Source organism: Lysinibacillus sp. NPDC098008, from assembly GCF_044760715.1.
Classification (GTDB): Bacteria; Bacillota; Bacilli; order Bacillales_A; family Planococcaceae; genus Lysinibacillus.
On the sequence record NZ_JBIWBA010000025.1, the window covers coordinates 20,449 to 43,996 of the forward strand.

Here is a 23,548-nt window from a genome sequence, read left to right on the forward strand (position 1 = left end):
ATTATTTGCCTCCTTCCACAGATTTCTTCGTAGGAAGAACTTCACCACGGTAGATCCATACTTTAACGCCTAATTTACCGTAAGTAGTATCAGCTTCTGCGTGTGCATAGTCGATGTCAGCACGTAGAGTATGAAGTGGAACAGTTCCTTCACTATAGTGTTCAGCACGCGCGATATCAGCGCCACCTAAACGACCAGATACTTGTGTTTTAATTCCTTTTGCACCAGCACGGATTGTGCGTTGGATCGCTTGCTTTTGCGCACGACGGAATGATACACGATTTTCTAATTGACGAGCGATGTTTTCAGCTACTAGACGAGCATCAAGATCAGCACGTTTGATTTCGATAATGTTGATGTGTACACGTTTACCAGTTAAATCGCTAAGGTATTTACGAAGGTTTTCAACTTCAGTACCACCTTTACCGATTACCATACCTGGTTTCGCAGTGTGAATTGTAATGTTTACACGGTTTGCAGCACGCTCGATTTCTACTTTAGAAACAGAAGCGTCTTTAAGAGCCGTTTCAATATATTTACGCACTTTGATGTCTTCGTGAAGTAGAGTTGCATAGTCTTTTTCAGCGTACCATTTTGACTCCCAGTCACGAATAATACCAACGCGTAGTCCTATTGGATGTACTTTTTGACCCACGGATTAACCCTCCTTCTTCTCAGATACCACTAGTGTAATGTGGCTTGTGCGTTTGTTAATTGCGCTTGCACGTCCTTGTGCACGTGGACGGAAACGTTTTAATGTTGGACCTTCGTCAACAAATACTTCAGAAACTACTAAAGAGTTGATGTCAAGATCGTAGTTGTGCTCAGCGTTAGCAACTGCAGATTTTAATACTTTCTCAACGACTGGAGACGCCGCTTTTGGAGTATGACGTAAAATTGCAACTGCTTCACCAACTTGCTTACCTCGGATTAAGTCTACAACTAGACGTACTTTACGAGGAGCAATGCGTACTGTACGAGCGATAGCTTTAGCTTGTGTCATTAGGATTTACCTCCTCTCAAAATTAGCGTCTTGTTTTCTTGTCGTCTGCACCGTGACCTTTATAAGTACGTGTCGGTGCGAACTCACCAAGTTTATGGCCTACCATATCTTCTGTTACGTATACAGGAACATGTTTACGTCCATCATATACAGCAATCGTTAAACCGATGAAGTTCGGGAAGATTGTAGAACGGCGTGACCAAGTTTTGATAACTTGTTTTTTCTCAGAAGCCTCTTGTGCCTCCACTTTTTTCATTAAGTGGTCATCAACAAAAGGTCCTTTTTTCAAGCTGCGACCCATGTAGGAACCTCCCTCCGTGATTCCACCACGGCTCTCACATAGAACCGTAGTTTAATCACTTTATTTTTTACGACTACGGATGATAAATTTATCCGATTTGTTTTTCTTCTTGCGAGTTTTGTAACCAAGTGCTGGTTTACCCCAAGGAGTCATTGGTGATTTACGTCCGATTGGTGAACGTCCTTCACCACCACCGTGTGGGTGATCGTTAGGGTTCATTACAGAACCACGTACTTCTGGGCGTTTACCTAACCAACGGCTACGACCTGCTTTACCGATGTGTACAAGTTCATGTTGTTCGTTACCAACTTGACCGATTGTAGCGCGGCAAGTAGCTAACACTAAACGTACTTCACCAGATTGTAGACGAACGATTACGTATTTTCCTTCACGACCAAGTACTTGCGCAGAAGTACCAGCAGAACGTACTAATTGTCCACCTTTACCAGGTTTTAATTCGATGTTATGGACTGTAGTACCCATTGGAATGTTTGCTAATGGTAATGTGTTACCTACTTTAATATCAGCATCTGGACCAGAAATGATTGTTTGACCAACCTCTAATCCTTTTGGTGCTAAGATGTAAGCTTTTGCTCCATCAGCGTAGTTGATTAATGCGATATTCGCAGAACGGTTTGGATCATATTCGATAGTAGCAACTTTTGCCGGAATGCCATCTTTAACACGTTTGAAATCGATAACACGGTATTGCTTCTTATGACCACCACCATGATGACGAACAGTGATTTTACCTTGGTTGTTACGACCAGCTTTGCGTTTAGTTGGTTCAAGCAATGATTTCTCAGGCTTGTTCGTTGTAATTTCCGCAAAGTCTAATGACGTCATGTTACGACGACCATTAGAGGTAGGTTTATACTTTTTAATCGCCATTGTGTTTTCCCTCCTTCTTGAGTGTTCAAATCATAAATCCATTATGGATTACATTTCGAATAATTCAATTTCTTTGCTATCAGCAGTTAATTTAACAATTGCTTTACGGCGTTTGTTAGTGTAACCACCATAACGGCCAACGCGCTTGAATTTACCTTTGTAGTTAAGAACGTTTACTTTCTCAACTTTCACGCCAAAGATTTCTTCTACAGCGTCTTTTACTTGAGTTTTGTTAGCGCGAGTGTCTACTTCGAAAGTATACTTTTTCTCTGCCATAAGTTCTGAAGAACGCTCAGTAATGACCGGACGTTTTAAAATATCACGTGCTTCCATTATCCAAGCACCTCCTCAACTTTTTCTACTGCAGATTTAGTAAATACAACTTTATCATGACCTAATAGATCAAGAACGTTGATACCATTTGCAGTTAAAACTGTTACACCTGGGATGTTACGAGCAGATAATGCTACGTTTTCATCTAGGTCAGCAGTTACGAATAAAGATTTTTTCTCTAAAGAAAGATCTTTAAGAATTTTTGTGAATTCTTTTGTTTTTGGCGCTTCTAAAGTTAGAGCATCAAGAACTAAGAAGTTTTGTTCTACTACTTTAGCTGATAAAGCCGATTTAAGAGCTAAACGACGAACTTTTTTAGGTAATTTATAAGAATAGCTACGTGGAGTAGGACCGAATACGATACCACCGCCGCGCCATTGTGGAGAACGGATAGAACCTTGACGAGCACGACCAGTTCCTTTTTGACGCCATGGTTTACGACCACCACCAGCAACTTCAGAACGGTTTTTCACTTTGTGATTACCTTGACGTAGAGAAGCGCGTTGTGCAACTACTGCGTCGAATAATACTGCTTCATTTGGCTCGATTCCGAAAATCGCATCGTTTAATTCGATTTCGCCAACTGAAGCACCTGTTTGACTAAGTACAGATACTTTTGTCATTCCTGTTTCCTCCTTTCTTTCAATAATTACTTAGCTTTAATTGCAGTTTTTACTGTAACTAGAGCTTTTTTAGAACCAGGAACATTACCTTTAACAAGTAGTAAGTTACGTTCCGCATCAACCTTTACGATCTCTAAGTTTTGGATTGTAACTACATTGCCACCCATTTGACCAGGTAATTTCTTTTGTTTGAATACGCGGTTCGGAGCAACTGGACCCATTGAACCAGGACGACGGTGGTAACGAGAACCGTGGGCCATTGGACCACGAGATTGTCCGTGGCGTTTAATTACACCTTGGAAACCTTTACCTTTAGTAACACCTGTTACATCAATTACATCGCCTTCTGCGAAAATTTCTACATTGACTTCTTGACCAACTTCGTACTCTTCCACGTTCACGTTGCGGAATTCACGAATGAAGCGCTTAGGAGCAGTATTCGCTTTTGCTACGTGACCTTGTTCTGGTTTGTTAGAAAGCTTAACACGCTTATCTTCGAAACCAACTTGGATTGCTTCGTAGCCATCTGTTTCAACAGTTTTCTTTTGAAGAACTACGTTTGGAGCAGCTTCAATAACTGTTACTGGGATTAAATCGCCATTTTCAGCGAAAACTTGTGTCATACCAATTTTTCTACCTAAGATTCCTTTAGCCATCTGTCACACCTCCTGTAAGTTTTAAAAAAGTTATATTGTTTTTACCATTAAAGTTTGATTTCGATATCAACGCCAGATGGTAAATCAAGTTTCATTAACGCATCAACAGTTTGTGGTGTTGGGTTAACGATATCGATCAGACGTTTATGCGTACGCATTTCGAATTGTTCACGAGAATCTTTGTACTTGTGAACAGCACGAAGAATTGTGTACACAGACTTCTCAGTTGGAAGTGGAATCGGACCTGATACACTTGCACCTGAACGTTTTGCAGTTTCCACAATTTTCTCAGCAGATTGATCTAAAATACGGTGATCATACGCTTTTAAACGAATACGAATCTTTTGTTTTGCCATTATTTTCCCTCCTTCTCGCCTATTTTCTAGACATTCTCCACGAAAATTCTCCCACACACCGCCATGGCAAAGCGGCCGGGTGTGTCGGCAACCTCTCGCTTCATCGCAGTCAAAGACCAACATTCAACATTATATACAATAAAAAAAGAATAAGCAAGTCTTTTCGCTAAATTCTTTTAAATGTTGCTGATATTCTTACTACTACTAAATTCTTCGCTTATTTAAGCCGTTTATTAGTATATAAAATTTCAAGAGATATTGCAATACTTAAGGTTATCTTATTAATATTTTCAAACTTTCAAATAATTTCAGCTAAAGTAAAGCTATCAAGAAAGTCACATAACATCGGACTTTTTTGATAGCTCCTTTGAATTTCTTCTTATTAAATAGTTATAATGATTCTCGAACTACCCTTTTATAATAGCCTACTGACAAAATAGCAAAGATTGCATAGAGTGCAATATAGCAGCACATTGCTATCCAAAGTGGTGTCGTTAACTCTGTACCGAATAAAAACCACCCTGATTTTACAGCAAAATAGCTGTGCAATAAGCCAATCACTAATGGAACACCGAAATTAAAGGCTTGCTTCATATAAATACCTTTCATAATATCCTTTTCTGCAAAGCCAATCTTTCTTAGAATTGTATAGGAATCACGTTCTTCTTCTGCCTCAGACATTTGTTTAAAATATAGAATACTGCCTGTCGTCATTAAGAAAGCTAAGCCTAAAAATGCTGTGATAAAAATTGTAAGTCCTAAAGATTCAATATTACCCTTACGTTGCATCTCATAGGAGGATTGTTTATATTCATGCGTATCCCCTTCATTATCTACAATTGTTAAAATATCTGCACCTGTTTGCTGGTATAATTGCTCTGCTGCTGCTCTATCGCTTTCTGCTTGTAACGTAATTGTTGTTTGCTGATGCCAAGGATATAGCTCTGATTGTGTTGCAAGATGCTCAAACATTTTGTCTGTCACAACGAAGATTGGACCACCACCCCCAGCTGTTATAATACCGCTAATAAGACTATGCTCCTGAATATCAACAATATGAAGAGTTTCCTTAAACTCCCCTGCTGATACATCGATATCTCGATCTTTCTCTAGCGGAAACATCTCTGCCATATAGCCACCATAGTTTGTTAAAATAGCATCATTACCTGATAATGAAGCTGTAGGAACCTTTTGCTGGTAATCAGAGAGTGGAATCGTATAAATAACACCTTCCATTGTATATAAAGGATTGTCTTTTTGCTCTTCAGACATTAATTGACCTACAGTAGCTGACACACCTTGTAAACGGTAATCCACTGCACCATATGCAATATTATGTTGCTCTAACGCCTCTACAAATGCCTGACTGTTATTCTCTAGCAATACAAAATCACCCGGTACTTGACTATAAGCAGATGCCTCTGATGAATAGTAAGCAATATAGGACAAAGTTGTAATACCTAGAGATACACCTGTTAATACAGTAATAAGTGTTAATGACTTTGCATTGCTTTTCATGCGATGCATAATCGGTGTTAATGCTAAAACATCCTGAACTGATAAATGACCTTTTTTCTTTAAGCGAATTATGTTCATAATAAATGCTATAGAGAAACGGAAAACAAGGAAGGTTCCACCAATGGTCGTTGCTAAAATAATAAGCATGCTGACCAATAAATTACTAGTTGCTTCAATGTCAAATAGTTTAGTTGAGGCATAATAGCCGTAGCCAATTAAAATAAGTCCTAAAAACCCAATCACCATTTGTAAAGGGCTAAAGCGTCTTACACGTTCATCTGCTTGCTTGGCAGCGCTAAATAATGATAACAGTGAAACACGATGAATCATCCAAGCCATTTGTATAAGCACAATGATTAAAAGAACGGCAAATATAATGATGGACTGCTGTAATGCCTGTGTACTAAATGCCATTGTGACAAGAGCCTCTTTTTCAAGTACACGTAATAAAATCATAGCAAATACACGTGAGCTAAAGAAGCCTGCTAGCATTCCTACTATAACAGCCCCAACGAATAATAATATATTTTCAATCGCTAATAAGCGGACAATCAAGCCCTTTGTCATGCCAATTAATTGATATAAGCCGACCTCTTTACTGCGACGCTTCATAAATAGATGGTTGGCATAGAGCACAAAGAATAGCACAATAAAGTATAAAATATATGTTGCTGCTTTAAAGCCTGCTGTAGCTGTTCCACTTATTTGAACAGCCTCCCATACTTCAGCATTATATTGCAATGTGACAAAGGAAAAATACAATGTGACACTAAAAATAAGTGCAAAGAAGTAAAGATAGTAATGCTTCATATTTTTCTTCATACTACGCAGCACAAGCTTGCTAAGACTCATAGCCATCACCACCTAGCACACTTTGCGTATGCATAATTTCCTGGAAGAATACTTGCCTTGTTTTATCCCCCTTATAAAGCTCACTATAAATCAAGCCATCTTTCAAAAATAGTACACGTGTACAGAAGCTGGCTGCTACAGCATCATGTGTAACCATCATAATTGTAGCTTCTTTTGTTTCGTTGATGCTTTGTAAATTTTTTAATAGTGCTGTAGCTGATTTAGAATCAAGCGCACCTGTAGGCTCATCTGCAAAAACAAGGGATGGGTTTGTAATCAATGCACGAGCTGCTGATGTACGCTGCTTTTGTCCACCTGATATTTCATTTGGATATTTATTTAAAATTTCTGTAATGCCGAGTAAATGTGTTAGTTCTTTCACACGACTTTCTGCGACAGCTTTAGGTAGTTTACTAATAGCTAATGGTAAAAGAATATTTTCCTTTACTGTTAAAGTATCCAATAAATTATAATCTTGAAATATAAAGCCGAGTTGCTCTCGACGGAAATTTGCTAAAGCCTTTTCCTTCATGCCACGTAAGTTTTGCCCGTTTATTTCAATAACACCTTCTGTTGCAAAATCAATGGAGCATAAAACGTTTAAAAGCGTTGTTTTTCCTGAGCCAGATGGTCCCATAATCCCTACAAATTCACCTTTATTTACTTCTACATCAATGCCCTTTAACACTTCTTGAGCTGTTGATTTCTTTCCATAAACCTTTTTTATTTTACGACCAATTAAAACTGTCAATTTGGAAACGCCCCTTTCTCTATTTCAAGTGTACCCTGTTGTCACTGGTAATTCGTGCGTTTTACATGACAATATAAAAAGGTAGGTGACAATTTTGTCATCTACCTGTTAGTTTGGCATATTCGTTTTGTAGTGGAAAGCGTAATGTAAATAATGAGCCTTCACCAATCTTTGATTGTACATGAATACGAATACCTAATTTTTGTGCTACATTATAAGCTAAATAAAGACCCATACCCGTAGATTGTGTAGATTCTCTTCCAATTATACCAGTATATGATTTTTGAAAAATACGAGGTAAATCTTCTGAAGCAATACCAATACCTGTATCTTTGATATGTAATAATATTGCTTCTGTAGCATCAGCTTCTGTCCATATGATTATTTCAGAATCTGCTGGACTATACTTAATGGCATTTGAAAGAATTTGTCGAACAATAAATGCTAGCCACTTGCTGTCTGTTAGAACGGTTTCTGTAAGGTTATCAACATCAAAGCCAATACCTTTTTCGATACACCAAGCTTGCATCGCTCGAATTTCCTTATAAATAATTGGCTTCAGTTCGACCTCTGTTAAATAATTATCCTTTTCGATTGAGTGTAGTCGTGTTTGATGTAGCTGTTGATCCACTAATAAATGCAGCCTTAACCATTCATTTTCTAATTTTCGACGCAACTCTAAGTCCTCAACATGCTCTAGCATTAAATTAATAGCTGTTAAAGGCGCTTTTACTTCATGCACCCATGCTAGTAGCTCATCCGAATATTCCTGTAGCTGCACTTTCGCTTGATTTAACTCCACTTTCTTCTCATAAAAGATAGCTCCCATTTTTCGAAAATAAACTTCTTGAAAAGGCAATAAAGCTAGACGACTTTTATGAATCTCATCTAAATAGTTCTCCATATTTCCCAGGAAATCTTTTAATTTCCCAACTTCAACAATATAACGCCATACAAAAAAGAGTGTAAAACTAATAAGCAAACTAATGTTTACATACAAGGTGGAAATATCCTCTAATCCTATATCTAAAGCAAATAATATGTTCAATATTGCCAAGATAAAGATAAAAAAGCCTAGCCATGCTAACCGTTCTCGTATAAATAGTAGTAGCAATTTTATTCACATCCCTTGGTTTACTGCTATATAGCCAAGACCTTTTTTTGTTTGAATAACTTCTTGTAAACCAATATCCTCAAGCTTTGTGCGTAAACGATTAACATTTACCGACAAAGTATTATCATTTACAAAACGTTCATCATCCCAGAGCTTTCTCATTAGCTCATCTCTCGATACAATTTGATTTGCCTTTTCCACTAAGATTCGTAAAATAAAGAGCTCATTTTTTGTTAATGAGGCAGTCGCTCCATTATAGACAATCTCACTTCTTGCATAATCAATAACAGCATCATTAAAACGACTTATATCCATTTGCTCCTCAACATAATCGTATGTACGACGCAAAATAGCCTGTGTCTTAGCAAGCAATACTTCCATATGAAAAGGCTTTTGGATAAAATCATCTGCGCCCATTTGCATTGCCATTACCATATCCATTGGATGGTCACGAGAGGATAGGAAAAGGATTGGAACTTTTGAAAGATAGCGAATTTCTCGACACCAATGAAAGCCATCATAGGCAGGCAGTTGAATATCAATAAGCACAAGATGGGGCTTTTCCTCTATAAAATCATCCATCACCTTTTGAAAATTTTTTGGACCAATTACTTGTAATGACCATTGTGCAAAGCGTTCTTGAATCATCTTAAAAATGGATGGGTCATCTTCAATGAGTAAAATTTTCATCTCCACTTTCAAATTTCCTCCTCATACTTTCTAGTGGCTTACTTTATTGACATGTTATTGGCTATGTAAACATAAACTATGAAAAGCTTGAATTCCCTATATTTTAACATAAAAAAACCAATCTGTAGGCGTCCCCACAGATTGGTTTAGGAAATTAGCAAAAGCTAAAATTATTTTTGGATAGAAGAAACTACGCCAGCGCCTACAGTACGGCCACCCTCACGGATAGAGAATTTAGTACCTTCTTCAAGAGCGATTGGAGCGATAAGTTCAACGTTCATTTCGATGTTATCGCCAGGCATTACCATCTCAACGCCTTCTGGTAAGTTGATTACACCAGTTACGTCAGTTGTACGGAAGTAGAACTGTGGACGGTAGTTAGAGAAGAATGGAGTATGACGGCCACCCTCTTCTTTTGATAAAACGTAAACTTCTGCTTTGAAGTTAGTGTGTGGTGTGATTGAGCCTGGTTTAGCTAATACTTGACCACGTTGGATTTCTTCACGAGCTACACCACGAAGTAATGCACCGATGTTGTCACCAGCTTCAGCATAGTCTAATAATTTACGGAACATTTCTACACCAGTTACAGTTGTAGATTTAGCTTCTTCAGTGATACCGATGATTTCAACAACGTCACCAACTTTAACTTGACCACGTTCTACACGGCCAGTTGCAACTGTACCACGACCAGTGATAGAGAATACGTCCTCTACTGGCATCATGAATGGTTTGTCAGTTTGACGTTCTGGAGTTGGGATGTAGCTATCTACAGCGTCCATTAACTCAATGATTTTTTCTTCCCATTCTGGTTCACCTTCAAGAGCTTTAAGAGCAGAACCTTTGATTACAGGGATATCATCACCTGGGAAGTCATATTCAGAAAGTAGGTCACGGATTTCCATTTCTACTAATTCTAATAATTCTTCGTCGTCTACCATATCACATTTGTTCATGAATACTACTAAGTATGGAACACCTACTTGACGAGATAAAAGAATGTGCTCACGAGTTTGTGGCATTGGGCCATCAGCAGCAGATACTACTAAGATACCGCCGTCCATTTGAGCAGCACCAGTGATCATGTTTTTAACATAGTCAGCGTGTCCTGGGCAGTCAACGTGTGCATAGTGACGAGTTTCAGTTTCATACTCTACGTGAGAAGTATTGATTGTGATACCACGCTCTTTTTCTTCTGGAGCGTTATCGATTTGGTCGTAAGATTTAGCCTCACCACCCATTTTTTTAGAAAGAACTGTAGCGATAGCAGCAGTTAAAGTAGTTTTACCATGGTCAACGTGTCCGATTGTACCAATGTTAGCATGCGTTTTAGAACGGTCAAATTTTTCTTTAGCCATTAGAGATTGCCTCCTCAAAATTGTATGTTTTGTTTTTAAATTTATAGAATGAATGTTGATAGAGAACGGGCCCATCCCCTATCCTACAATCATACCTTACAGATTAGTTATACTTGATGCAAGATGAAATTTCAATTATTCACCTTTATTTTTTTTAATGATTTCTTCAGAAATTGATTTTGGTACTTCTTCATAATGATCGAATACCATAGAGAATACACCACGACCTTGCGTTGCAGAACGTAAAGTTGTTGCATATCCAAACATTTCTGAAAGTGGAACCATTGCACGAACAACTTGAGCGTTACCGCGAGCTTCCATACCTTCTACACGACCACGGCGAGAAGTGATGTTACCCATGATATCACCAAGATATTCTTCTGGAATTACAACTTCAACTTTCATCATTGGTTCAAGTAAAACTGGGTTACATTTAGAAACCGCGTTTTTAAGAGCCATAGATGCAGCGATTTTGAATGCCATTTCGTTTGAGTCAACATCATGGTAAGAACCATCGAATAATTTCGCTTTAATGTCGATTAATGGGTAACCAGCAAGTACACCATTTTCTAAAGCGTCTTTAAGACCTGCTTCTACAGCAGGGATGTATTCACGTGGAACTACACCACCAACGATAGCATTTTCAAATTCGAAGCCTTTTCCTTCTTCGTTTGGAGAGAATTCGATCCAAACGTGACCGAATTGACCACGACCACCAGATTGGCGAACGAATTTACCTTCAACTTGAGCAGAGCCACGGAATGTTTCACGGTAAGATACCTGTGGAGCACCAACGTTAGCTTCTACACGGAATTCACGGCGCATACGATCAACAAGGATATCAAGGTGAAGCTCACCCATACCAGAGATAATTGTTTGACCAGTTTCTTGGTCTGTATGTGCACGGAATGTTGGATCTTCTTCTTGTAGTTTTTGTAAAGCTTGACCCATTTTGTCTTGGTCTGCTTTAGATTTTGGTTCTACAGAAAGAGAGATAACTGGTTCTGGGAATTCCATTGATTCAAGAATAACAAGGTTTTTCTCGTCACATAATGTATCACCAGTTGTAGTATCTTTAAGACCTACAGCAGCAGCGATATCCCCTGCGAACACTTGAGAAATCTCTTCACGAGAGTTAGCGTGCATTTGTAGGATACGACCTACACGCTCACGTTTACCTTTTGTAGAGTTTTGTACATACGAACCTGATTGTAAAATACCAGAATATACACGGAAGAATGTTAACTTTCCAACGAATGGGTCTGTCATTACTTTAAACGCAAGAGCCGAGAATGGTTCTTCGTCTGAAGAATGACGTACGATTTCTTCGTCTGAATCTGGTAAAGTACCCTTAATAGCAGGTACATCTACTGGAGATGGAAGGTAATCGATTACTGCATCAAGCATTTTACGAACACCTTTGTGTTTGAATGCTGTACCACAAAGAACAGGGTAGAATTCTACCGCAATTGTTGCTTTACGGATTGCTGCTTTCAATTCTTCTTTTGTAATTTCTTCACCAGCAAAGTATTTTTCCATGATGTCTTCATTAACTTCAGCAATTGCTTCGATTAATTTTTCACGGTATTCTTCTGCTTGTGCTTGATGTTCTTCAGGAATTGGTTCACCTTCACGTAATGCTGTACCTTCTTCGTTATCGTAGTAAGTTACATTCATTTCGATTAAGTCAATAATTGCTTTGAACTCATCTTCAGCACCGATTGGTAATTGGATTGGATGAGCATTTGCTTGAAGACGCTCATGTAAAGTGCCTACAGAATATAGGAAATCCGCACCCATTTTATCCATTTTGTTAATGAATACGATACGTGGAACACCGTAAGTAGTAGCTTGACGCCATACAGTTTCAGTTTGTGGCTCAACACCTGATTGAGCATCAAGTACTGTTACTGCACCATCAAGTACACGTAAAGAACGTTCAACTTCTACAGTGAAGTCTACGTGTCCAGGAGTATCGATGATGTTAACACGATGGCCGTTCCATTGAGCTGTTGTTGCAGCAGAAGTGATTGTGATACCACGTTCTTGCTCTTGCTCCATCCAGTCCATTTGAGAAGCGCCTTCATGAGTTTCACCGATTTTGTGAATCTTACCTGTGTAATAAAGGATACGCTCAGTTGTTGTTGTTTTACCAGCATCAATATGAGCCATGATCCCAATATTACGAGTATTCTCTAGAGAGAATTCGCGTTTCATTAGGTATTTCTCCTTCCATATTGGGCTTATGCAATGTTTAGATTACCAACGGTAGTGAGCGAATGCTTTGTTCGCTTCTGCCATTTTGTGCATATCTTCACGTTTCTTAACTGATGCACCAGTGTTGTTAGAAGCATCAAGAATTTCGTTAGCTAAACGCTCTTCCATAGTTTTTTCACCACGAAGACGAGCATAGTTAACTAGGTAACGAAGACCTAAAGTTGTACGACGTTCTGGGCGTACTTCAACTGGTACTTGGTAGTTAGAACCACCAACACGGCGAGCACGTACTTCAAGAACTGGCATTACATTATTTAGAGCAGCTTCGAATACTTCGATTGGATTTTCACCAGAACGTTCTTTTACTAATTCGAACGCACCGTATAAAATCTTTTGAGAAGTACCTCTTTTACCATCAATCATCATTTTATTGATTAAACGAGTTACTAGCTTTGAATTATAAATTGGATCTGGTAACACGTCACGTTTGGAAACAGGACCTTTACGAGGCATGTGTTTTCCTCCTTTCATTGAATAAATAACTTATAAGTTTTAGATTATTTTTTTTCTTTAGGGCGTTTTGTACCATATAAAGAACGTGATTGCATACGACCGTTTACACCAGCAGTATCAAGAGCACCACGAACGATATGGTAACGAACACCCGGTAAGTCTTTTACACGACCGCCACGGATAAGAACAACACTGTGCTCTTGTAAGTTGTGGCCTTCACCAGGAATGTACGCTGTAACCTCAATTTGGTTAGTTAAACGTACACGAGCGTATTTACGTAACGCTGAGTTTGGTTTTTTAGGCGTCATTGTACCTACACGAGTACAAACACCACGTTTTTGAGGAGATTTAACATCAGTTAAAGATTTTTTAAATGAGTTGTATCCTTTGTTTAACGCTGGTGAATTTGATTTCGTGCTTTTAGATTTACGAGGCTTACGTACCAATTGGTTAATTGTAGGCATCGATATTTCCTCCCTTCATTCCTTCTTTTTTAATACCACACATCCAGGTGGTTCATTTTTAGGGTAAAAACAAAGTCTTTGTGCTTTTACACAAAAACTACTCTACAATAATCGCAACTACTGCAGCTCCAACGTGGATTCCACAGGCCTTGCCCAGTTCCTTTTTGGACTCAACAAGAATAACTGGTATACCGATTTCTCTCGCGAAAGATATGGCCGAATCGGTTACCCAATTGTCTGCATCAAGTGCCACAAAAAGTTCTTTCACTGAACCAGCTCGCATTGCTTTTACTGCTTGCTTTGTACCTATGATTGTTTGACTAGCCCTTACTTTATCATAAGACATTTTCATATCCTCCGAAGTACAGACAGTTAACTATCAACCTTCAATATATTATCATTACCCATTTATACTGTCAACTATTATCTTTAAAAAGTCCGAAGAGATGTGTAGAATACATCTCCTCGGCCTTATTTTAATAGCTATTCAGCAGAAATAACTTCCGTGTCAAGCTCATCTTTTTCGATGCGGATTTGACGATAACGTTGCATACCAGTACCTGCAGGAACAAGTTTACCGATAATTACGTTCTCTTTTAATCCAAGAAGCTCATCACGTTTACCTTTAATTGCTGCATCTGTTAACACACGTGTTGTTTCTTGGAATGATGCTGCAGATAAGAATGATTCTGTTTCAAGAGAAGCTTTTGTAATACCAAGGATGACAGGACGACAAGTTGCAGGGTTTTTGCCATTCATCACAGCATCTGCATTTGCCTCTGTAAATTGGTGAATATCTAGCAATGAACCTGGTAGTAGCTCTGTATCACCAGCTTCAATGACACGCACTTTACGAAGCATTTGACGCACCATTACTTCAATATGCTTATCCCCAATTTCTACCCCTTGCATACGGTATACTTTTTGAACTTCTTTTAGTAAATATTCTTGAACAGTTGAAACGTCTTTAACTTTTAATAATTGTTTTGGATCGATAGAACCCTCTGTTAACACCTGACCACGCTCTACTGTATCGCCTTCGATAACTTTTAGACGAGCATTATAAGGCGCTTGGTATTTACGAGTTTCTACATCACCTTGAATTGTAATTTCTTTTAAGCCCTCACGGATTTCTGTAATATCCGAAACCGTACCAGCGATTTCTGAAATAACAGATTGACCTTTAGGGTTACGCGCTTCGAATATCTCTTGGATACGTGGAAGACCTTGTGTAATATCATCCCCAGCAACTCCACCTGTATGGAATGTACGCATTGTTAATTGCGTACCTGGCTCACCGATTGATTGGGCTGCAATAATACCGACTGCTTCTCCAACCTCAACCTTTTCACCAGTTGCTAAGTTCATGCCGTAGCATTTTTTACATACACCATGTTTTGTATTACATGTAAACGCTGAACGGATTGTTACTTCCTCAATGCCAGCTTCGATAATTGCACGAGCAACATCTTGGTCGATTAAGCCGTCTTTTGCTAAAATCACTTCACCAGTTTCAGGGTGGAAGATTGTTTTCTTCGTATGACGCCCAACAATACGTTCCTCTAAAGACTCAATCAATTCTGTGCCTTCCATTAACGCACCAATTGTTAAACCACGGTCAGTACCACAGTCATCCTCGCGCACAATAACATCCTGTGCAACGTCAACAAGACGACGTGTTAAGTAGCCTGAATCGGCAGTTTTTAGGGCTGTATCGGCAAGACCTTTACGAGCACCATGCGTAGAGATGAAGTACTCTAATACTGTTAAACCTTCACGGAATGAAGATTTAATTGGAAGTTCGATGATACGACCAGCCGGGTTGGCCATCAGTCCACGCATACCAGCTAACTGAGTAAAGTTAGATGCGTTACCACGGGCACCTGAATCAGACATCATGAAAATTGGATTTGTTTTCTCAAGTGACTTCATCAGTTTCGCTTGAATTTCATCTTTTGCAGCACTCCAGCTTGAGATAACACGATCATAACGCTCATCTTCTGTAATGAAACCACGACGGAATTGCGCTTGAACTTTATCCACTTTTTCTTGTGCTTCTGCTAAAATTTCACCTTTATCTGGTAATACCACGATATCAGATACACCTACTGTAATACCAGCACGTGTTGAATATTTGAATCCTAGATTTTTCATGCGGTCAAGCATTTTAGATGTTTCTGTAATGTGGAAACGTTTAAATACTTCAGCAATGATATTTCCTAAGAATTTTTTACGGAATGGATTCACAACAGGCACTGACGCAAAATGTTTACGTAGAACAGCTGAACGTTGTGCATCAATTTTCCCTTTTTCATCAAGGCTGTTATAAGCAGCATCTGACTCAAGCTCTTTCAGTGTTTCTTCGTCAATTGTTAAATTCACAAAGTATTTATCTGGCGTTGCTTGCTCTAAGTTAAAATCAGTTGGCTCATTAATATATGGGAATGATTCTGGCAAGATTTCGTTAAAGATTACTTTACCAACAGTTGTTAATAAGAACATATTATTTTGTTCTTCTGTAAATGTTGGGTTGTTTAACGAACCAGCTTTAATTGCAATACGTGTATGCAAATGTACATGACCTGTATCATAAGCAATTAACACTTCATTCGGACCATAGAAAACAGAACCTTCACCACGAGCGCCTTCACGCTCAAGTGTTAAGTAGTAGTTTCCTAATACCATATCTTGAGATGGTGTTACAACAGGTTTACCATCTTTTGGATTCAGAATGTTTTGTGCAGCAAGCATTAGAAGACGAGCTTCTGCTTGAGCTTCTGCCGATAATGGTACGTGAACCGCCATTTGGTCACCATCGAAGTCAGCGTTATAGGCTGTACATACTAATGGGTGAAGACGAATAGCACGACCTTCAACAAGTGTTGGTTCAAATGCTTGAATACCAAGACGGTGAAGCGTTGGTGCACGGTTTAGTAATACTGGATGCTCACGGATAACATCTTCTAAAACGTCCCATACGTCGTTATTTAAACGTTCGATTTTACGTTTAGCCGATTTAATGTTATGTGCAAGACCACGCTCTACTAATTCTTTCATAACGAATGGCTTGAATAATTCGATAGCCATCTCTTTTGGTAAGCCACATTGGTACATTTTTAAGTTTGGACCTACTACGATAACAGAACGACCAGAATAGTCAACACGTTTACCAAGTAGATTTTGACGGAAACGACCTTGTTTACCTTTTAACATATGTGAAAGTGATTTTAATGGACGGTTACCAGGACCTGTTACAGGACGTCCACGACGACCATTATCGATTAATGCGTCAACAGCTTCTTGTAACATACGTTTTTCGTTTTGTACGATAATGCTTGGAGCACCTAAATCTAATAAACGTTTTAAACGGTTATTACGGTTAATTACACGACGGTATAAATCGTTTAAGTCAGAAGTTGCAAAACGACCACCATCTAATTGCACCATTGGACGAAGCTCTGGTGGAATAACAGGTAGTACATCTAAAATCATCCATTCAGGTGAGTTACCTGAGTTACGGAAGGATTCTACAACTTCTAAGCGTTTAATAGCACGAGTACGTCGTTGACCTTGCGCAGATTTCAACTCTTCTTTTAAAGATTGCGTTTCATCTTCTAAGTCAATTTTGTTTAATAATTTTTTAATAGCTTCTGCACCCATAGATGCTTCAAATGTGTTGCCGAATTTTTCACGGTATGCACGGTACTCTTTTTCAGAAAGCAATTGTTTACTTTCTAAATTAGTAGCACCTGGATCAATCACAACGTAAGAAGCAAAATAAATAACCTCTTCTAGGGCACGTGGGGACATATCTAAAATAAGACCCATACGGCTTGGAATACCTTTGAAGTACCAGATATGAGAAACTGGTGCTGCCAATTCAATATGGCCCATACGTTCGCGGCGAACTTTAGCACGTGTTACTTCTACGCCACAACGGTCACAAACTACGCCTTTATAGCGCACACGCTTATATTTACCACAATGACATTCCCAGTCCTTTGTTGGACCGAAAATACGCTCACAGAATAAACCATCTTTTTCTGGTTTTAATGTACGGTAGTTAATTGTTTCAGGTTTTTTAACCTCACCATATGACCAAGAGCGAATCTTATCAGGTGATGCTAAACCAATTTTCATATATTCAAATTCATTAACGTCTATCAAGGAGCCTACCTCCCTTTAGTATAGGTCTTTATAAAGACTCTTTTACGCAGCTCGATAATCGTTTGCAAAGATTTGCCTCTTTTACAAAGGATTAAAAATAGAATAGTGTATTGAAAGAAAAAGCCAGGCAGGGCATTAAATCCTGCCCGGCTAATTTGAAAAATAAGTTTTGCCATATTCACAACTGTGAATATTGGTTATCCATTATTCAAAAGACTCTACTGGCTCTTCTTCTGTATCTGGCTGTGGTGCAATATTAAGTGCATCAGCAGGTTGAAGATCTTCTTCTTCATCTAAATCGCGAAGCTCTACCTCTTCATCATTAACTGTTAACATCTTAACATCCATACCAAGAGATTGAAGTTCTTTAATCAATACTTTGAAGGATTCTGGAACACCTGGCTCTGGTACACTTTCACCTTTGACGATGGCTTCATATGTTTTTACACGACCAACAACGTCATCAGATTTAACTGTTAAGATTTCTTGAAGTGTATAAGCAGCACCATATGCTTCAAGTGCCCATACCTCCATCTCACCAAAACGTTGTCCACCAAATTGCGCTTTACCACCAAGTGGTTGTTGCGTAACTAGTGAGTATGGACCAGTTGAACGTGCATGTAGCTTATCATCAACCATATGCGCAAGTTTGATCATATACATGACACCTACAGATACACGGTTATCAAATGGCTCACCAGAGCGTCCATCGTACAGGATTGTTTTACCATCACGGTTCATCCCCGCTTCTTCCATTGTTTCCCAAACATCTTCTTCATTAGCACCATCAAATACTGGTGTTGCCATATGAACGCCTAGGTAACGAGAAGCCATACCTAAATGTAACTCTAAAACTTGTCCGATATTCATACGAGAAGGTACACCTAGTGGATTTAACATAATATCAACAGGCGTGCCATCTGGCATAAATGGCATATCCTCTTCCGGTAAGATACGAGAAATAACCCCTTTGTTACCATGACGTCCAGCCATTTTGTCCCCAACACGAATTTTACGCTTTTGAACAATATAAACGCGAACTAATTGGTTAACACCCGGTGGTAATTCATCGCCATCTTCACGGTTAAATACTTTAACATCAAGAATGATACCGCCAGCACCGTGTGGTACACGTAATGAAGTATCACGAACCTCACGAGCCTTTTCACCGAAGATTGCATGTAATAAACGCTCCTCAGCAGTTAATTCTGTAACCCCTTTAGGCGTTACTTTCCCAACAAGAATATCACCGTCACGTACTTCCGCACCAATGCGGATAATACCACGTTCGTCTAAGTTGCGAAGTGCATCTTCCCCAACGTTTGGAATATCGCGAGTGATTTCCTCAGGCCCTAGCTTTGTATCACGAGATTCAGACTCATATTCTTCAATATGAACAGATGTATAAACATCATCTTTTACAAGGCGCTCACTCATGATAACAGCATCCTCATAGTTAAAGCCGTTCCAAGTCATGAATGCAACTAAAACGTTACGTCCAAGAGCTAGCTCACCTTTTTCCATTGATGGACCGTCTGCTAAAATATCACGAGGCTTCACACGCTCACCAACTTTTACAAGTGGGCGTTGGTTATATGAAGTACCTTGGTTAGAACGAATGAATTTCTGTAATTTGTATTTTGTTAAATCGCCTTTAACCTCTTTACCATCCACAACTTCAATGCGACGAACATGAATAGAGCGAGCTTCAACATGCTCAACAATTCCTTCATACTTCGCTACTACAGCCGCACCTGAGTCACGTGCATCAACATGCTCCATACCTGTACCAACAAAAGGTGCTTCAGGGTTAAGAAGTGGAACTGCTTGACGTTGCATGTTGGCACCCATAAGTGCACGGTTAGAGTCATCATTTTCTAAGAATGGAATACATGCAGTCGCTGCAGAAACTACTTGTTTAGGAGAAACGTCCATATAGTCCATTTGAGCTTTATTGAATACTGTGTTATCTCCACGGAAACGGCCTACTACTTCATCATTTGCAAATGTACCATCTGGATTTAATGGTGAGTTTGCTTGTGCTACATAGTAATTATCTTCTTCGTCAGCTGTTAAGTAATCAATTTGATCTGTTACTTTGCCTGTTTCGTGGTCAATACGACGATAAGGCGTTTCAATAAATCCAAATTTATTTACTTTTGCGAATGAAGATAATGAGTTAATTAAACCAATGTTCGGTCCCTCTGGCGTTTCAATTGGACACATACGACCGTAGTGAGAATAGTGAACATCACGTACTTCGAAGCCAGCACGCTCACGTGTTAAGCCACCAGGTCCTAAAGCAGATAAACGACGTTTATGTGTTAGCTCTGCTAATGGGTTTGTTTGGTCCATGAATTGTGATAATTGAGAGCTGCCAAAGAACTCTTTAATTGACGCAATTACAGGACGAATATTAATCAATTGTTGTGGCACAATAGATGCTGTATCGTTAATAGACATACGCTCACGTACTACACGTTCCATACGAGATAGCCCGATACGGAATTGGTTTTGTAATAACTCACCAACAGAGCGTAGACGGCGGTTACCTAAATGGTCAATATCATCTGTTGAACCTACATGGTAAAGTAAGTTGAAGAAATAGCTTACTGAAGCTAAAACATCGGCAGGTGTAATATTCTTCACTTCTTCATCAATGTACGCATTGCCAATAATGTTAATTTCTTTTTGTGCTTCATCATTTGGTGCATAAATCTTAATAGATTGGATGGTTACATCATCCTCAAGCACTCCACCAACTTGCGATAAAGTACGGTAACCAATACCTTTTGACGCATCTTCAAGGTAAGGTAGAATTTTATCTAAAGTACGGCGGTCAAGCACTGTACCTTTCTCTACTAAAATTTCGCCTGTTTCTGGGTCTACAAGCGTTTCAGCAATCGTTTGGTTGAATAAACGATTTTTAATGTGAAGCTTTTTGTTCATTTTGTAGCGACCAACATTCGCTAAATCATAGCGTTTTGCATCGAAGAAACGAGAGTATAATAAGCTCTTCGCACTTTCAACTGTTGGTGGCTCACCTGGACGTAAACGCTCATAAATTTCTAAAAGTGCTTTTTCTGTACTTTCAGAGTTATCCTTTTCTAACGTATTACGTAAATATTCGTTATCACCAATAATATTGATAATCTCTTGGTCTGAGCCAAAGCCTAATGCACGAAGTAACACTGTTACAGGTAGCTTACGTGTACGATCAATACGTACATACACTACATCCTTAGCATCAGTTTCATACTCCAGCCATGCACCACGGTTTGGAATAACTGTAGCACCAAAGCCTTTTTTACCGTTTTTATCAGTTTTATCATGGAAATATACACTCGGTGAACGAACTAATTGTGAAACAATAACACGTTCAGCACCGTTAATAATGAACGTACCCGTTTCTGTCATTAATGGGAAATCACCCATAAAGACATCTTGTTCTTTCACTTCGTCTGTTTCTTTGTTATAAAGACGCACTTTCACACGTAATGGAGCTGCGTAAGTAACATCTCGCTCTTTACATTCATCGACATCATATTTAGGCTCACCTAATGAATAATCGATGAATTCTAATGAAAGATTACCTGTAAAGTCCTCGATCGGCGAAATGTCACGGAACATTTCACGTAAACCTTCTTCAAGGAACCACTCGTAAGACGCCGTTTGAATCTCAATCAGATTTGGAAGCTCAAGCACCTCTTTAATACGCGCAAAGCTTCTACGCTGGCGGTGTTGTCCGTACTGAACTAGTTGACCTGTCAACTCATTCACCCCTCAATAAAGCGATATTAGGTCTTTGCAAAATCATACAAATAGTGTATGATTTCGAAAGACAAAAAGAAAACGAGTCTTCAAAAAGATCTCATTTTCGGTTAACTAAACTTATCTTGGCAAGTATACCCATATTAAAACCTTTCTATACAAAAAGGGCATACGACCTCAAAATAATATTTTTGCATTTTACCATACTACCATAGCCGAATTGTCAAGTCAATAAATTATACATATTTCATTTATTTTTTTGCACGTACTATCCAGTACCCTTTTTTCTTCTCCACAACATCGACTTCTGAAAATTTTTCTTCTAAGTAACTTACTGTCGATGGTGCTCCTTGCTTCTTCTGAATAACTACCCAAAGCTCACCAGATGACACTAAATAATCATAGGCTCCATCATAAAAACGGAAAATTGTTTCCTTCCCTGCACGAATTGGTGGATTCGTTAAGATAGCTGCAGCTTTTACACCTTTATCAACCATCGATAGGCCGTCACTCACAAATATTCGCACATTTTGAACACCGTTTACTTGCGCGTTTTTTTGCGAAAGCGCAACTGCACGTTCATTTATATCCATCATAAAAACGGTACGGTCTGGATTTGTTTTAGCAATCGATAATCCTATCGGCCCATATCCACAACCCACATCAAAAATTGCACCATCAATATTAGGCATTTGAAAAGTGTCAATTAAAACACGGGATCCAAAATCTACTTCGCTTTTACTAAATACACCTGCATCCGTTTCAAACGAAAACGTATGCCCTAGTAACTTGAATGTCCAGTGACGAGGTTTACTCTCAGTTTGAGGCTTACTTGTATAATAATGATCTGACATTTTCATGCCTCCTCAGAATGAAGAAAAAAGCCCGCCAAAATGACGAGCTTTCCTTTTGTTAAAAAAGTAATGGCGAGATTACTTAACTTCTACAGATGCGCCAACTTCTTCAAGCTTAGCTTTGATTTCTTCAGCTTCATCTTTAGAAATACCTTCTTTAAGAGCTTTAGGAGCGTTATCTACAACTTCTTTAGCTTCTTTAAGACCTAAACCAGTGATTTCACGAACCACTTTGATTACTTTAATTTTTTCTGCACCAGCAGATGCTAATACTACGTCGAACTCTGATTTTTCTTCAGCGCCGCCAGCAGCACCGCCAGCAACTACTGCTACAGGAGCTGCAGCTGTTACACCGAATTCTTCTTCGATAGCTTTTACTAAATCGTTTAATTCAAGAACTGTCATAGCTTTGATAGCTTCTAAGATTTGCTCTTTATTCATTATAATTTCCTCCTAATTGGATAATGTTTTATTTTTAGTGGATCATACCACAGAAGTTTCAGTACGTATTAAATTACGCACCTTGCTCTTCTTTTTGTTCTGCAACAGCTTTTGTTGCAAGTGCGAAGTTACGCACAGGAGCTTGAAGTACAGATAAAAGCATAGAAAGTAGACCTTCGCGTGATGGAAGTTCTGCAAGTGCTTTAACATCTTCAACAGAAGAAACCGTACCTTCAATAATACCAGCTTTAATTTCTAAAGCTTCGTTTTTCTTAGCGAACTCGTTGATGATTTTAGCAGGCGCTATAACATCTTCGTTTGAGAACGCAATTGCGTTAGGACCAACTAATACTTCATTGATTCCTTCAAGACCAGCAGCTTCAGCAGCACGACGAGTTAAAGTATTTTTGTAAACTTTGAACTCAACGCCAGCTTCACGAAGTTGTTTACGAAGCTCAGTTACTTGTGCAACATTAAGACCACGGTAATCCACAACTACTACAGAAGAAGCGTTTTGGAATTTCTCAGTAATCTCTTGAACTTGTACTTGTTTGTTTTCGATTGCTTTGCTCATGATGACACCTCCTATTAGAATGGGTCATTTATACCGACAAAAGAAAAGCCCCTGAGTCAAATAGACACAGAGGCTGAAAGTCATCATCTTTAAATAAGAAT

The 23,548-nt window shown here is 38.9% G+C and carries 22 protein-coding genes and 1 other annotated feature (1 of these 23 cut by a window edge); all 22 genes read right to left on the bottom strand.

What is annotated here, in order from left to right:
- Position 1: 1 nt before the first annotated feature.
- The 22 genes from rpsC to rplJ all read right to left on the bottom strand — a co-directional run bounded on the left by rpsC (position 2) and on the right by rplJ (position 23,447).
- Positions 2 to 655: a 30S ribosomal protein S3 gene (gene rpsC, locus ACIQVU_RS17315; RefSeq protein WP_004233642.1), complete on the bottom strand. Its 654-nt coding sequence runs from the start codon at positions 653 to 655 to the stop codon at positions 2 to 4.
- 3 nt (positions 656 to 658) lie between these two features.
- The gene (gene rplV, locus ACIQVU_RS17320) at positions 659 to 1,003 is read right to left on the bottom strand and encodes a 50S ribosomal protein L22 (RefSeq protein WP_004233639.1); all 345 of its coding nucleotides are present in this window, start codon (positions 1,001 to 1,003) and stop codon (positions 659 to 661) included.
- A 22-nt stretch (positions 1,004 to 1,025) separates the two neighbouring features.
- Positions 1,026 to 1,304 carry a 30S ribosomal protein S19 gene (gene rpsS, locus ACIQVU_RS17325; protein WP_004233637.1) on the bottom strand — a complete coding sequence of 93 codons (279 nt, stop codon included), beginning with the start codon at positions 1,302 to 1,304 and terminating at the stop codon, positions 1,026 to 1,028.
- Between the two features lie 60 nt (positions 1,305 to 1,364).
- Positions 1,365 to 2,195, bottom strand: a complete 831-nt coding sequence (gene rplB / locus ACIQVU_RS17330; RefSeq protein WP_340808267.1) for a 50S ribosomal protein L2 — start codon at positions 2,193 to 2,195, stop codon at positions 1,365 to 1,367.
- A gap of 48 nt (positions 2,196 to 2,243) precedes the next feature.
- The gene (gene rplW, locus ACIQVU_RS17335) at positions 2,244 to 2,528 is read right to left on the bottom strand and encodes a 50S ribosomal protein L23 (RefSeq protein WP_004233628.1); all 285 of its coding nucleotides are present in this window, start codon (positions 2,526 to 2,528) and stop codon (positions 2,244 to 2,246) included.
- A complete protein-coding gene (rplD, locus tag ACIQVU_RS17340) occupies positions 2,528 to 3,151 on the bottom strand; it encodes a 50S ribosomal protein L4 (protein ID WP_053997235.1) in 624 nt (207 codons plus the stop codon). The genes rplW and rplD overlap by 1 nt, the downstream gene beginning before the upstream one ends.
- A 26-nt stretch (positions 3,152 to 3,177) precedes the next feature.
- The gene (rplC, locus tag ACIQVU_RS17345; protein ID WP_053997234.1) at positions 3,178 to 3,807 is read right to left on the bottom strand and encodes a 50S ribosomal protein L3; all 630 of its coding nucleotides are present in this window, start codon (positions 3,805 to 3,807) and stop codon (positions 3,178 to 3,180) included.
- Between the two features lie 47 nt (positions 3,808 to 3,854).
- Complete coding sequence (gene rpsJ / locus ACIQVU_RS17350) at positions 3,855 to 4,163, bottom strand: 30S ribosomal protein S10 (protein ID WP_004233624.1); 309 nt, start codon at positions 4,161 to 4,163, stop codon at positions 3,855 to 3,857.
- 390 nt (positions 4,164 to 4,553) lie between these two features.
- The gene (locus ACIQVU_RS17355; RefSeq protein ID WP_340808273.1) at positions 4,554 to 6,533 is read right to left on the bottom strand and encodes an FtsX-like permease family protein; all 1,980 of its coding nucleotides are present in this window, start codon (positions 6,531 to 6,533) and stop codon (positions 4,554 to 4,556) included.
- Positions 6,523 to 7,284 (bottom strand): ABC transporter ATP-binding protein, encoded by a 762-nt coding sequence (locus ACIQVU_RS17360; protein ID WP_340808274.1) that lies wholly within the window; start codon positions 7,282 to 7,284, stop codon positions 6,523 to 6,525. Before ACIQVU_RS17360 ends, ACIQVU_RS17355 begins: the two co-directional genes overlap by 11 nt.
- Positions 7,285 to 7,381: 97 nt before the next feature.
- Complete coding sequence (locus ACIQVU_RS17365) at positions 7,382 to 8,398, bottom strand: sensor histidine kinase (protein WP_402896481.1); 1,017 nt, start codon at positions 8,396 to 8,398, stop codon at positions 7,382 to 7,384.
- A gap of 6 nt (positions 8,399 to 8,404) precedes the next feature.
- Positions 8,405 to 9,088 carry a response regulator transcription factor gene (locus ACIQVU_RS17370; RefSeq protein ID WP_402896495.1) on the bottom strand — a complete coding sequence of 228 codons (684 nt, stop codon included), beginning with the start codon at positions 9,086 to 9,088 and terminating at the stop codon, positions 8,405 to 8,407.
- A gap of 170 nt (positions 9,089 to 9,258) precedes the next feature.
- Positions 9,259 to 10,446: an elongation factor Tu gene (gene tuf, locus ACIQVU_RS17375; protein ID WP_340808279.1), complete on the bottom strand. Its 1,188-nt coding sequence runs from the start codon at positions 10,444 to 10,446 to the stop codon at positions 9,259 to 9,261.
- Positions 10,447 to 10,581: 135 nt separating this feature from the next.
- The gene (fusA, locus tag ACIQVU_RS17380; RefSeq protein ID WP_340808281.1) at positions 10,582 to 12,663 is read right to left on the bottom strand and encodes an elongation factor G; all 2,082 of its coding nucleotides are present in this window, start codon (positions 12,661 to 12,663) and stop codon (positions 10,582 to 10,584) included.
- 42 nt (positions 12,664 to 12,705) lie between these two features.
- Entirely contained in the window at positions 12,706 to 13,176 is a 471-nt protein-coding gene (gene rpsG, locus ACIQVU_RS17385) for a 30S ribosomal protein S7 (RefSeq protein WP_340808283.1), read from the bottom strand.
- 44 nt (positions 13,177 to 13,220) lie between these two features.
- Positions 13,221 to 13,640 (bottom strand): 30S ribosomal protein S12, encoded by a 420-nt coding sequence (gene rpsL, locus ACIQVU_RS17390; protein WP_332649143.1) that lies wholly within the window; start codon positions 13,638 to 13,640, stop codon positions 13,221 to 13,223.
- A 97-nt stretch (positions 13,641 to 13,737) separates the two neighbouring features.
- The gene (locus ACIQVU_RS17395; RefSeq protein WP_340808287.1) at positions 13,738 to 13,986 is read right to left on the bottom strand and encodes a ribosomal L7Ae/L30e/S12e/Gadd45 family protein; all 249 of its coding nucleotides are present in this window, start codon (positions 13,984 to 13,986) and stop codon (positions 13,738 to 13,740) included.
- Between the two features lie 137 nt (positions 13,987 to 14,123).
- Positions 14,124 to 17,807 (bottom strand): DNA-directed RNA polymerase subunit beta', encoded by a 3,684-nt coding sequence (gene rpoC / locus ACIQVU_RS17400; RefSeq protein ID WP_340808289.1) that lies wholly within the window; start codon positions 17,805 to 17,807, stop codon positions 14,124 to 14,126.
- Positions 17,808 to 18,011: 204 nt separating this feature from the next.
- Complete coding sequence (rpoB, locus tag ACIQVU_RS17405; protein ID WP_340808291.1) at positions 18,012 to 21,587, bottom strand: DNA-directed RNA polymerase subunit beta; 3,576 nt, start codon at positions 21,585 to 21,587, stop codon at positions 18,012 to 18,014.
- Positions 21,588 to 21,829: 242 nt separating this feature from the next.
- Positions 21,830 to 22,432: a class I SAM-dependent methyltransferase gene (locus ACIQVU_RS17410; RefSeq protein WP_340808293.1), complete on the bottom strand. Its 603-nt coding sequence runs from the start codon at positions 22,430 to 22,432 to the stop codon at positions 21,830 to 21,832.
- Between the two features lie 78 nt (positions 22,433 to 22,510).
- Complete coding sequence (gene rplL / locus ACIQVU_RS17415; RefSeq protein WP_340808295.1) at positions 22,511 to 22,873, bottom strand: 50S ribosomal protein L7/L12; 363 nt, start codon at positions 22,871 to 22,873, stop codon at positions 22,511 to 22,513.
- Positions 22,874 to 22,946: 73 nt separating this feature from the next.
- Positions 22,947 to 23,447: a 50S ribosomal protein L10 gene (gene rplJ, locus ACIQVU_RS17420; RefSeq protein WP_340808296.1), complete on the bottom strand. Its 501-nt coding sequence runs from the start codon at positions 23,445 to 23,447 to the stop codon at positions 22,947 to 22,949.
- Between the two features lie 32 nt (positions 23,448 to 23,479).
- Positions 23,480 to 23,548: a sequence feature (ribosomal protein L10 leader region), on the bottom strand (it continues 77 nt past the right edge of the window).

What these genes read in the sequence shown, in the direction of transcription:
- rplV (WP_004233639.1), bottom strand. Translation starts at nt 1,003, where the DNA reads ATGACACAAGCTAAAGCTATCGCTCGTACAGTACGCATTGCTCCTCGT.
- rpsS (WP_004233637.1), bottom strand. Translation starts at nt 1,304, where the DNA reads ATGGGTCGCAGCTTGAAAAAAGGACCTTTTGTTGATGACCACTTAATG.
- rplB (WP_340808267.1), bottom strand. Translation starts at nt 2,195, where the DNA reads ATGGCGATTAAAAAGTATAAACCTACCTCTAATGGTCGTCGTAACATG.
- rplW (WP_004233628.1), bottom strand. Translation starts at nt 2,528, where the DNA reads ATGGAAGCACGTGATATTTTAAAACGTCCGGTCATTACTGAGCGTTCT.
- rplD (WP_053997235.1), bottom strand. Translation starts at nt 3,151, where the DNA reads ATGACAAAAGTATCTGTACTTAGTCAAACAGGTGCTTCAGTTGGCGAA.
- rplC (WP_053997234.1), bottom strand. Translation starts at nt 3,807, where the DNA reads ATGGCTAAAGGAATCTTAGGTAGAAAAATTGGTATGACACAAGTTTTC.
- rpsJ (WP_004233624.1), bottom strand. Translation starts at nt 4,163, where the DNA reads ATGGCAAAACAAAAGATTCGTATTCGTTTAAAAGCGTATGATCACCGT.
- ACIQVU_RS17355 (WP_340808273.1), bottom strand. Translation starts at nt 6,533, where the DNA reads ATGAGTCTTAGCAAGCTTGTGCTGCGTAGTATGAAGAAAAATATGAAG.
- ACIQVU_RS17370 (WP_402896495.1), bottom strand. Translation starts at nt 9,088, where the DNA reads ATGAAAATTTTACTCATTGAAGATGACCCATCCATTTTTAAGATGATT.
- tuf (WP_340808279.1), bottom strand. Translation starts at nt 10,446, where the DNA reads ATGGCTAAAGAAAAATTTGACCGTTCTAAAACGCATGCTAACATTGGT.
- fusA (WP_340808281.1), bottom strand. Translation starts at nt 12,663, where the DNA reads ATGAAACGCGAATTCTCTCTAGAGAATACTCGTAATATTGGGATCATG.
- rpsG (WP_340808283.1), bottom strand. Translation starts at nt 13,176, where the DNA reads ATGCCTCGTAAAGGTCCTGTTTCCAAACGTGACGTGTTACCAGATCCA.
- rpsL (WP_332649143.1), bottom strand. Translation starts at nt 13,640, where the DNA reads ATGCCTACAATTAACCAATTGGTACGTAAGCCTCGTAAATCTAAAAGC.
- ACIQVU_RS17395 (WP_340808287.1), bottom strand. Translation starts at nt 13,986, where the DNA reads ATGTCTTATGATAAAGTAAGGGCTAGTCAAACAATCATAGGTACAAAG.
- ACIQVU_RS17410 (WP_340808293.1), bottom strand. Translation starts at nt 22,432, where the DNA reads ATGTCAGATCATTATTATACAAGTAAGCCTCAAACTGAGAGTAAACCT.
- rplL (WP_340808295.1), bottom strand. Translation starts at nt 22,873, where the DNA reads ATGAATAAAGAGCAAATCTTAGAAGCTATCAAAGCTATGACAGTTCTT.
- rplJ (WP_340808296.1), bottom strand. Translation starts at nt 23,447, where the DNA reads ATGAGCAAAGCAATCGAAAACAAACAAGTACAAGTTCAAGAGATTACT.